Genomic DNA, 10,063 nt, shown 5'->3' on the forward strand with positions numbered 1-10,063 from the left:
CAGCTCGGCCGACGGGTCAGCGGGAGACGACGAAGATCGCGACGGTGGTGCAGCTTCCGCCGATGTTGAGGGTGAGAGCGGTGCGCGCCCCCTCCACCTGGCACTCCCCCGCCTCCCCGGTGACCTGGTGGGCGGCGTCCAGGAGCATGCGGGCGCCCGTCGCGCCGACGGGGTGGCCGAGGCCGATGAGCCCACCGGAGGGGTTGACCGGCAGCGGCCCGTCGCGCTCGATCATGCCCTCCTCGATCGCCCGGTGAGCCTGGCCCGGCGGGGTCAGCCCGAGGTGGTCCAGCGCCGCGTACTCGGTGATCGTGAAGCAGTCGTGCGTCTCGATCACGTCGAGGTCCTCCGGGCCGGCGACGCCCGCGCGCCGGTAGGCGTCGAGGGCCGCCTGCCGCAGGTGCGAGAAGAGGTAGGGCCGCCCTTCGGCGAGTGCGAGCTTGTCGGCCAGCAGCATGGGCGCGCTGCGGTGCCCCCAACCGGTGATCTTCGGCAGGTCGTCCGCGGACCGGCCGTGGCGGCGCGCGTACTCCTTGGCGTACCGGGGCGAGGCGAGCAGCACGCTCGCCGCACCGTCGGTGATGCGGCCGCAGTCGTACTTGCGCAGCCGGCCCTCCACCGGGGGGTTGAGCACGTCGTCCGGGCCGAAGCACCCGTCGGGGAAGGACCAGCCGCGGGTCTGGGCCAGCGGGTTGCGCAGGCCGTTGCCGTGGTTGATCTCAGCGATGCGGGCGAGGTTCGCGCCGAGGCGCTCGTCGTCGAGGCCGTCCCGCTCGGCGACCACGTCGGCGAGCTCGGCGAACAGGCTGGGCCAGGGGAAGGCCGCGCCGACCGCCTCACGCCCGACCCAGGCGGCCGAGCCCAGGTTCTGGGCCGCCTCCTGGGGGCCGACACCGCGCATCAGCTCCACGCCGGTCACCAGGGCCAGGTCGTAGCGCCCCGCCTCGATGTCGGCCATCGCGGCCAGGGCCGCCACGCTGCCCGAGGCGCACGCGGCCTCGTGCCGGGAGGTGGGCAGCATCGCCCAGGCCGGGTCGATGGCGGCGACCATGCCGCCGAGCTGCGCCTGACCGCAGAACAGCTCGGCCGCGAGGTTGCCGACGTGCGCCACCTCGACCTCCGCCGGGTCGATCCCGGTGTCCGCCAGTGCGCCGAGCGCGCTCTCCCGCAGCAGGTCGTAGATGCCGAGCCCCTCCTTCGTCCAGTTACGGGCGAAGTCGGTCTGGTGTCCGCCGAGCACGTGGACGGTCATCGGGCCACCTCCCACGTCGAGCGCAGTTCGCGCTTGAGCAACTTGCCGACCGGGTTGCGGGGCAGCGATTCGACCACCTCCAGCCGCTCGGGCAGCTTGTAGGAGGCGATGCGGCGCTCCTTGAGGTGGTCCACCAGCTCCTCCAGGGTGACCTGCTCGCCCGCGCGGGGGACGACGAACACGCAGGCCTTCTCGCCGAGCACCGCGTCGGGGTAGCCCACACAGGCGACGTCGGCCACCTTGAGGTGCCCGGCCAGCAGCGACTCGATCTCGGCCGGCGCGATGTTCATGCCGCCCCGGATGATCACGTCCTTGGCGCGGTCCACGTAGCGCAGGTACTGCCCGGCGTCCCCGGCCAGTTCGAACACGTCACCGGTGTGCAGCCAGCCGTCCTCGTCGACCGACTCGCGGGTGGCCGTGCCGGGCAGGTAGGCGGAGAACACCGTAGGACCGCGCATCAGCAGCTCCCCGGGGCGGCCGGGCTCGGTGATCTCCTCCCCGGTGGCGACGTCGACCAGCCGGGTCCGGGTCCCGGCGAGCACCGGGCTGGGGTAGTCCACACCGGGCAGCCCGGGGCGCGGGAAGAAGCGGGCGCGCTCGACCGGGTCGGGGATCGACACCGGGTCCGACAGCAGCGCGACGCCCTCGTTGGAGCCGAAGAAGTTGATGACGGAGATGCCGTACTGTTCCTGCCAGCCCTGCACCATCGACGGCGGGAGCGGCGCGGAGCCGGAGCCGACGCGGGTCAGCGACGAGATGTCGGTGGCCGCCAGCACCTCCTTGCGCTGCAGCAGCATGGTCAGCAGCGCCGGCGGCACCAGGGTGTAGGTGACCTTCTCCGTGGCGATCTGGCCGAGGAAGACCGGCAGGTCGAACGGCTGGTGCTGCACCAGGGTGCAACCGGAGATCAGCCAGGGCAGGAAGACGCCGGCGATGCCCGCCATGTTCACCATCGGGAACGGGTTGAGCACGATGTCGTCGCCGGTGAGCGTCGGCGCGGCGGTGCAGACCCGGGCGGTGGCCAGCCAGTCGTGGTGGCAGCGGGGCACGCCCTTCGGGGTGGCCTCGGTACCGGAGGTCCAGCAGATCGTCAGGCATTCGCCCGGGTCGACGGTCAGCTCCGCGAGGTACGCCGCCAGCGCGTCCATGTCGCCCCGCGCCTCCTCCAGCGAGACCAGGCCGTCGGCGACGCCGTCGCCCCAGGCCGCCACCGTGTGCAGCCCGTCGATGTCGGCCGCCATGTCGCGGGCGATCTCGGCGTTGGGTCTGTCGCCGATGCGGGTGGCGGTGACGAAGGCGCGGGCGCCGGCCAGCCGCAGCAGCTGGGACAGCTCGTACTCGCGGTACTGGACGGGGAAGGGCGTGACGACGACGCCGATTCGGAAGGCCGCGAAGAAGGTGACGCACAGCTCGACCGTGTTGGGCATCTGGACGGCCAGCACATCGCCGTGGCGAAGGCCCCGCTCCAGCAGCACCGCCGCCACCCGGTCGACCTCGGCGTCGAGCTCGCGCCAGGTGAGCCTGCGTGGTCTCCCACCGGTCAGCTCGGCTTTGTTGGGCGCGTCGACGACGGCGAGCGCGTCCGGACGCGCCGTCACCTGACCACGCAGCAGCGCGTCGACGGTGTCGTCGGTCCAGAGCCCGGACTGCGTGTAGTGGTCGACACGGCTCAGCGGATGGAGCCTTCGAGGGGTCATCGGGTCTCCCCTTGGCATGAAACTGATGATGTGACGACAGACACTATGAAAACAGAAGTCAGGGGTCAATAGCATCGGCTTCTTTCACGAGCGCCCGAACTGCCCACTCCAGGCCCGCCGACGAAACGAGCCGGATGATCCGCCGGATGAACCTTTCCGTCGTCGTGGAGTCGAGCCCGAGATCACGGGCGGTGTGGGCGATCAGCGCGGGGAAGAACTCTCCCCGCTCCAGGTGGACGGTCACGTTGGCCGTGTAGAAACCGGGCCTCAGTATGCGAAGGCGGTCCAGTGCGGCACGAAGCGAGCGCACTGCGGTGAGCGGGTCGAGTCCGTGGCGGCCGGCGGGAATCTCATAGGGGTCACAAGCGCCGTTTCGCAGCCGGGTGAGGGCGTCGACCCCGCGTCCAGCAGCGCGACGGCGGCCTCCCACCGGGCCTGGCTCAGCTCGGCGAACCCACCGATCTCGCCCCTCCCGCTCCCGCTCCCGCTCAGAGCGAACATGAGCGCGGGGAACCGGTACAGGCCCACCGACCTACCCGGATGACATTGCCGGCAGCCACAGGCGCGGCTGCCGGCGGAAAGCCCCGTGCATTCCGAGAGTTCTCGGCCATCCGAGAGCGGTGCCGGCGGCGTGGGCTTCATCGGTTCGCCTCACGCGGGGAAATGCAGGGCAACACCTGATAACGATCAGTAATCAGCTCGCCTGTGTGCGGGGCAGCTCAAATGTCTATGGAAATCCTTAGCATCAGTGTGCACCGAAGTTCACCACGCCAGTCTTGTGCACAGACCACTTGACGCAGCATAGGCGGCATAGATAAAAACGTCACAGTTTGTGCCCCAACCAGGCCGACCAGCAACCACTCGACCCACCGGTCGGGACTCCCGCCTTACCCTACCACCTGTACCTACCGACGATCAAAGGTGGACGTTACACGAAGGCCATCTATCACCGCAGGTCAGCGGCATGATCGCATGTAATTTTGAGCTTTCATGTTCAGCATTCCCGACGATGGATTATCTGGCGTAAATCATCGATTGCCACGCCCGTGAATTTTCAGAGTCAGATTCTTTAATGGAAATGAAAATCTCGAGTTACGATCACGCTTCTGACTGAAACGCATGCAAGAAGATCTACCAGGCGGAGCGGCGAGGGGTAATGTACACCGCGTCCAACTGATTGCCGGCGTTCGCGATCACTCATCCCGTCAAGGCATCAATCAACGATATTAGCCAATATCAAGTCTGTCGCCCCGTCGTACCTGAAGTACGAACATACCCAGGAGGTCTCCGTGACCACCCCGCAGCGCCCCTCAGTCTGGCATGACGTGCTCGCCGTTGGCCGGAGCATTAGGCTCACCATGTCGTCACCCGAGAACCGCGCCAAACACGCCTATGAGATCTTTCCACCGAGCACCTGGACCGCGCTGAACGAGCACAGTTCGTACCTCAATTTCGGCTACTGGCACGATGAGGCCGACACGCTCGACGACGCTTGCCAGGCGCTGGCGGAGAAGTTGGCGGACGCCGCAGGATTTCAGGAGGGCGACCGCATTCTTGATGCCGGGTTCGGATATGGCGACCAGGACTTTATGTGGTTGAAACGGCACAATCCGGCAAAGATCGTTGGATTGAACGTAACGCCAACGCATGTGCGGATTGCTCAGGCCAAGGCCCACGAACGTGGTCTGGACGATCGGCTGATCTTCCAGGAGGGGTCGGCAACCGCGATGACGTTCGAACCCGGCAGCTTCGACCGGGTGGTCGCTCTGGAGTCGGCCTTGCATTTCCGGACCAGGGACGAATTCTTCCGCCAGGCTCACCACGTCCTTCGACCCGGCGGGGTGCTCGCGACGGCCGATATCGTGCCGTTGAACACCGACAAGGCCGACCGCCGAGAGCTTTTCTCCACTTCAGTCCCCAGCGAAAACTCGTATGACAGCAACGAGTACGTTGCCCGCCTCCAGGCCGCCGGGTTCGTCAACGCCCAGTTGACCTCCATCCGCACCCACGTGTACGAACCGTGGTGCAGATGGGCGGCACGGAAGCTGGATGACCCGGCGTTTAAGCAGAGCACCACCTGGGGCTACCGCCGCTGGTTGCATCGTGAGCTGGCCGACGACACGCGCATGCGACAAAAGTTTGCCGACTTGGACTACGTCATCGCCGTCGCCGAGAAGCCGATGTGAGAGGGTGTATGAGATTTGATCAGCTGGCCGCCGGCTGTTGGATGATCGTCCATCGATGACCGGCGGGCTCGCACGCCACTGTGGTGCTGGAAAGCCGGCCGACAATGCCGCGTTGGGTCTGGTGTTGTTTGACGGTACGCGGGCCGATCCGTCCTCGGTCGATCCGGTTACGCGGGTGGGCGGCGAGGTCGCCGAGCAGGTCGTTCACGGCTTGATCGGTGTCGCCGGGGCGGCGCAGCGGGTCACCGTCACCATCCGCGCCTGCGGATGCGTTCCCTTCACAGTGAGGGGGCCGGGCCGTACGGGATGGTGCCGTTGGGGCATGGGGTGCCGGTTTTCCCGCAGGCGAAGCGGCGCCGGGGGCGTACGCCGTGGGTGGCCGAGGATGGGTAGAGCTGGGCAGCCCGCTCTTCGACGTGGTGACCGTGCTGGCCCAGGGGGTCAAGCAGCGTGAGCTGCTGGACTGGGGCGGCGCGGCGTTCCGGGTTCTGAGCGTCGCGGTCGTGGAGCCTCCGGGGTGCGAATCGGGGCGGGGCCGGTTCAGGACGAGTACCCCGGTGGTGATGAAGGGCACCGGCCGCGAGGAGTCGGGGCAGCGGACCACCCGGCAGGCGTGGCTGTTGCCGGCGGACCCGGAGTTCCCGGTGTTCTTCCAGCGCAACCTTCGGCGCAAGGCCGAGATCCTGGAGCTGGATCCCGAGGTGTCGCTGACGGAGATCTCCTGGGTGGGGTCGAAGCGTTCCTTCGCGGTTGGTCAGGGGCTGAAAGTGGGAGCGCCGATCGAGGTCGAGCTGACCGGGCCGCCGGAGACACTCCAGGCAATCTGGAGCTGGGGCCTGGGACAGGCCAACTCAGCGGGCTTCGGCTGGGTGACCGCGTGAACAAAGACAACGCAACGCCGCTGACCTGGGACTTTACCGTGGGGAGGTCCTCATCGCCCCTGAGAGGGGTCGCAAAACCTTCCGCTTGGGCTCCGACTCGCGCCAGGGTGAACGTCCTCATCGCCCTTGAGAGGGGTCACAGCATGCGGCTGAGCGCGCCTGGGCGGGCTGCGGGAGTTGCTCAGCCTGGCGATGACCGGGCTGTAGAGCATGGTGAACGGCGGCCCCGGCCTGCTTGGCGGACATTCCGGGACGCCGTGTCTCGGTGTCGGCGGAGCGTGCTGGACGGGGCGGTCACTGGATTGCCCCTGTCCAAAGGATTTCGTTAGTTAGATTTGTCATCCTTTGGGCTGTTCGGAGCTTATGTCGGGTATACCGGTAGAAATTCGCTTTCGCATGAAATCGAATTTCGCGTGGAATCGGAAGGGGGCATGGGTCATGATGAGACCCGCAAGCCTGGAGCAACACCCCGATCTCATGGAGATGCGGGCGCGGTACGAACGGGCGGGCTCCAGTTCGGTGGCGCAGGTCATCGACGGACTGGGCCTCCTGGCGGGGCTGTATCTGGCGATCTCCCCATGGGTGGTCGGCTTCAACGGCCTGTCCAGGCTCACCGTGAGCAACCTCGTCACCGGCATCGCGGTCGCCGCACTGGCCCTGGGATTCGCGTCCGCCTACGGCCGGACGTACGGGATCAGCTGGATCGTGCCGATCATCGGAATCTGGACCATCATCGCTCCCTGGGTCACCGGCTCGGCGACGACGGCCAACATCTGGAACAACGTCGTCACCGGCGTCGTCATCTTCCTGCTCGGGGTGGGAGCGGTGGCGGTGGGCTCCAAGAGAATGCCCGGTATGGGACACAAGGGAGACATGTCCCACCGCGGAGACATGCCACACAGGACAGACATACCCAACAGGCCGGACATGCCCAACCGGCCGGACTTCCCCAACAGGCCATAGGTCGACGTGGCATCGGTGCGGCGGCGAAGGACCGCCCCGCCGGTGCTGTACGGGACACCCGCCTTCAAGCCGCCCCCGTTCTAACCGCCTCCACGAGGGGCGGCGGGGGTGCACAGTCAAAGCAGCGGCATGGCGCGTGGTGGCGCCTCCACCCGGCGCGCCGTGTCCACGGCAGCGCGAGCAAGCCATACCGCCTGGGCCGGTTGTCCTAGGTGAATCGCCTGATCCGTCATGCTCGTCATCACCCGGGCAGCCGTCAGCGAGTCATTCGGGCCTCGACGATTCGCCGAACGTCGGAGAGTCCGACAATCGGCCCCGACCCCTGGTAGGCCGCTGATACCTCCGGAGTGCCATAGCTCCACGCCGACAGCCAGCTGCCGAAGGCCGCAGGTACGAACGGCAGCGCGGCCAGCACATGACGCCGCTCCGGATCCACGTCGCACCTCCACAGTCGGTCTGCCGTCTTGACCGTAGTTCCGAGTGAGAAGTCGCTGAAGTCCGGAATCAGCCAGGCTTCCGTATCGACCGGGACGGTGCCCTCGATCCACCGCTCGACCTCGGCCGGGTCCACCCCGAACACCTCGGCCATCCGCGCCCGATACACCGGACGGATCTCCTGACATCCCCGTTCCCACCGGCTCCACGTCGTCGACGACACCCACAGTGCCGCCGAGATCTCGCGCTGACTCATCCCCATCCGCCGACGCGCCCGCGCCAACTCCGGACGCCCCTCGACCAGTCCCGGCCGCAGACCGCCCTGGACCTGTTCGCCGAGAACGGCCGTGGGCTACTCCTGGTCCGCGAACTCTCCCAGGGGCACTGCCGCGCCTACGCCACGACGACCTTTGCCATCGAAGCACCGGCCAAGGCCATCGCCTTCGCCCTGCCGACCCGTTCGGGCATCCGACTGACCTGCCCGCCCCTGTTGCGCCTGGGCCGCCGTTCAGTCCGTCTCCGGCTGACGGACCCCATTGACGCGGCCGAGCGCGGCCAGGACGGATGACCTACTCGAAGAGGGTGTGCCGCTCACCGCGCCGACGTCTCCGTACGATCCGGATCCCGACCACCACGATGTCCACGACGGCGATGGCCGCCAGCACGGCCAGGGCCACGGCGAGCGCGGTGATGCCGGCCTGTGCCGCGAAGACCGCCAGAACCGTACAGACCACCAGGCCGAAGATCGCCAGAGCGAGCCGCAGATTCAGCGCGCTCTTCGGATGGTCATGTGTTCCCGACTGCTCCTTCATGAGACCACCTCCGGGGCAATACCGATCTCCCCACCTGCCCATACCTATGCAAGGGGGGCATCTCCCAGCCCTTACCCAGGACATCCCGGATCATCCATGGGGTCATGCCGACGATAAGCCTTCGCGTCAAGGGGGTGAAGCCGGGTAGGAACACAGCGTTCGCGACGTAAGGAGGGGCCAGGTGGCCGCACATCAGCTGGTCAACGACCCGCAGGAGCTCGTCACCGAGGCGCTCGAAGGACTGGAGCTCAGTCAGAGAGGGCGGCTGCGCTGGAACCGCGACCCCAGCTTCGTCATCAGGACCGACGATCGGCGGCCGTACAAGGTGGGTGTGCTGTCCGGCGGCGGCTCCGGGCACGAACCCCTGCACACCGGTTTCGTCGGGTACGGCATGCTGGACGCCGCGGTGCCGGGAGCGATCTTCGCCAGCCCCACCGCGATCCAGATCAAGGCCGCCACCGAGGCGGTCGACAACGGCCGGGGCGTCGTGCACGTGGTCAAGAACTACACCGGCGACGTGCTGAACTTCACCATCGCCGCCGAGATCTCCACCGGCATCAGGCTGGAGACCGTGCTCGTCGACGACGACCTGGCCACCGACACCTCCGTCGAGGGCGGCCCGGGGCGGCGGGGCACCGCGGCCGTCGTCGCCGTCGAGAAGATCTGCGGCGCCGCCGCCGAGCGGGGCGCCGACCTGTCCACGGTGGCCGCGCTCGGCCGCCGCGTCGCGGCCAACGCCCGGACCATGTCCCTGGCCCTGCGGGCCTGCACCCACCCCGGCCAGTCCGCACCCTCGTTCGATCTCGCCCCCGGCCAGGTCGAGTTCGGCGTCGGCATCCACGGCGAGCGGGGAATCCGGCAGATCCCCGTCGCCCCCGCCGACGAGTTGGTGGCCTCGCTGACGAATCCGGTCGCCGACGATCTCGGCCTGAGCAGGGGCGACGCGGTCTTCGTGATCGTCAACGGCCTCGGCGCCACCCACCAGCTGGAGCTGCTCACGGCCTACCGGCAGGTGACCCGGCTCCTCGACGCGCGGGGCGTGACGGTCGCCCGGCAGCTGGTGGGCTCCTACGTCACCGCCCTCGACATGGCGGGCTGCTCGGTCACCCTGATCCGCGCCGACGAGGAGCTCGTCGGCCTGTGGGACGACCCGGCGCGTACCGCGGCCCTCACCTGGTAGCACTCGAAGGAGACAGCCATGCGCGACCTCGAACCGCAGGCCGTACTGTCGTGGATCGAGCGATTCATCATCCGGATCGACGACCGGGTTCAGGAGTTGACCGAGCTGGACCGCCGCAGCGGTGACGGCGACTTCGGCACCAACATGGTCACCGCGCTCACCAGGGCCAAGGCGAAGCTCTCCCCCGCCCCCGCCGACGCCGGGGCGCCGTTCTCCAGCCTCTCGACGGCCTTCCTCGAACACTCCGGCGGTACCAGCGGGCCACTGTTCGGCATGTGGTTCCGCGAGTTCGCACTGGCCGGGCAGGGCAGTCCGGTCCTCACCACGGCCCTGCTCGCCGACGCCGCCAGGAACGGGGTGGCCACGGTCCGCAGGCTGGGCTCCGCCTCGGTGGGCGACAGGACGATGGTCGACGCCATGGCCCCGGCGATGGATGCCCTGGCCGAGGCCGCGGGGAAGGACGTCCCCGCCGTGGAGGCGCTGCGGCTGGCGGCGGAGGCGGCCCGTGCCGGAGCCGACTCCACCTCCTCGATCATCGCCCGCCGGGGCCGGGCCAGCTACGTCGGCGAGGCCGCCCTGGGAGCTCCCGATCCCGGAGCCGTCGCGGTCGCCCTGTTCTTCGAGGCCGCGGGCTGACCTGCCCGCCTCCACTCCGCA

The 10,063-nt window shown here is 68.2% G+C and carries 11 protein-coding genes; 5 read left to right on the top strand and 6 right to left on the bottom strand.

Annotated features, from left to right (window positions below; translation table 11 throughout):
* Nucleotides 1-16: 16 nt before the first annotated feature.
* From OIE13_RS15835 to OIE13_RS15845, 3 genes are read right to left on the bottom strand one after another with little or no spacing between them, the layout of a single operon-like run.
* The gene (locus OIE13_RS15835; RefSeq protein ID WP_326638964.1) at nucleotides 17-1,252 is read right to left on the bottom strand and encodes an acetyl-CoA acetyltransferase; all 1,236 of its coding nucleotides are present in this window, start codon (nucleotides 1,250-1,252) and stop codon (nucleotides 17-19) included.
* Entirely contained in the window at nucleotides 1,249-2,949 is a 1,701-nt protein-coding gene (locus OIE13_RS15840; RefSeq protein WP_326830177.1) for a class I adenylate-forming enzyme family protein, read from the bottom strand. The genes OIE13_RS15835 and OIE13_RS15840 overlap by 4 nt, the downstream gene beginning before the upstream one ends.
* 58 nt (nucleotides 2,950-3,007) lie before the next feature.
* Nucleotides 3,008-3,193, bottom strand: a complete 186-nt coding sequence (locus tag OIE13_RS15845) for a hypothetical protein (protein WP_326830178.1) — start codon at nucleotides 3,191-3,193, stop codon at nucleotides 3,008-3,010.
* Between the two features lie 1,045 nt (nucleotides 3,194-4,238).
* Between OIE13_RS15845 and OIE13_RS15850 the strand changes: the two genes are divergently transcribed.
* A complete protein-coding gene (locus OIE13_RS15850; RefSeq protein ID WP_326638958.1) occupies nucleotides 4,239-5,135 on the top strand; it encodes an SAM-dependent methyltransferase in 897 nt (298 codons plus the stop codon).
* 19 nt (nucleotides 5,136-5,154) lie between these two features.
* Here the strand turns inward: OIE13_RS15850 and OIE13_RS15855 are convergent, their stop codons facing one another.
* Nucleotides 5,155-5,343 carry a hypothetical protein gene (locus OIE13_RS15855; protein WP_326638956.1) on the bottom strand — a complete coding sequence of 63 codons (189 nt, stop codon included), beginning with the start codon at nucleotides 5,341-5,343 and terminating at the stop codon, nucleotides 5,155-5,157.
* Nucleotides 5,344-5,506: 163 nt separating this feature from the next.
* Here OIE13_RS15855 and OIE13_RS15860 point away from each other — a divergent pair, with 163 nt between their 5' ends.
* Nucleotides 5,507-6,016 carry a CRISPR-associated endoribonuclease Cas6 gene (locus OIE13_RS15860; protein WP_326638955.1) on the top strand — a complete coding sequence of 170 codons (510 nt, stop codon included), beginning with the start codon at nucleotides 5,507-5,509 and terminating at the stop codon, nucleotides 6,014-6,016.
* 438 nt (nucleotides 6,017-6,454) lie between these two features.
* Nucleotides 6,455-6,979 carry an SPW repeat protein gene (locus OIE13_RS15865; RefSeq protein ID WP_326638953.1) on the top strand — a complete coding sequence of 175 codons (525 nt, stop codon included), beginning with the start codon at nucleotides 6,455-6,457 and terminating at the stop codon, nucleotides 6,977-6,979.
* Nucleotides 6,980-7,235: 256 nt separating this feature from the next.
* On the opposite strand, the gene OIE13_RS15870 is transcribed toward OIE13_RS15865, so the two are convergent.
* Together OIE13_RS15870 and OIE13_RS15875 are read right to left on the bottom strand one after the other, a co-directional pair.
* On the bottom strand, nucleotides 7,236-7,697 hold the full coding sequence (locus OIE13_RS15870) for a helix-turn-helix domain-containing protein (protein WP_326638952.1): 462 nt from the start codon (nucleotides 7,695-7,697) through the stop codon (nucleotides 7,236-7,238).
* A gap of 286 nt (nucleotides 7,698-7,983) precedes the next feature.
* Entirely contained in the window at nucleotides 7,984-8,226 is a 243-nt protein-coding gene (locus OIE13_RS15875; protein ID WP_326638950.1) for a DUF6343 family protein, read from the bottom strand.
* Between the two features lie 181 nt (nucleotides 8,227-8,407).
* On the opposite strand from OIE13_RS15875, the gene OIE13_RS15880 reads away from it, so the two are divergent.
* Nucleotides 8,408-9,406: a dihydroxyacetone kinase subunit DhaK gene (locus OIE13_RS15880; protein WP_326638948.1), complete on the top strand. Its 999-nt coding sequence runs from the start codon at nucleotides 8,408-8,410 to the stop codon at nucleotides 9,404-9,406.
* Nucleotides 9,407-9,424: 18 nt separating this feature from the next.
* Complete coding sequence (gene dhaL, locus OIE13_RS15885; protein WP_326638946.1) at nucleotides 9,425-10,042, top strand: dihydroxyacetone kinase subunit DhaL; 618 nt, start codon at nucleotides 9,425-9,427, stop codon at nucleotides 10,040-10,042.
* Nucleotides 10,043-10,063: the final 21 nt, after the last annotated feature.

It is taken from the genome of Streptosporangium sp. NBC_01810 (assembly GCF_035917355.1).
GTDB lineage: Bacteria > Actinomycetota > Actinomycetes > Streptosporangiales > Streptosporangiaceae > Streptosporangium.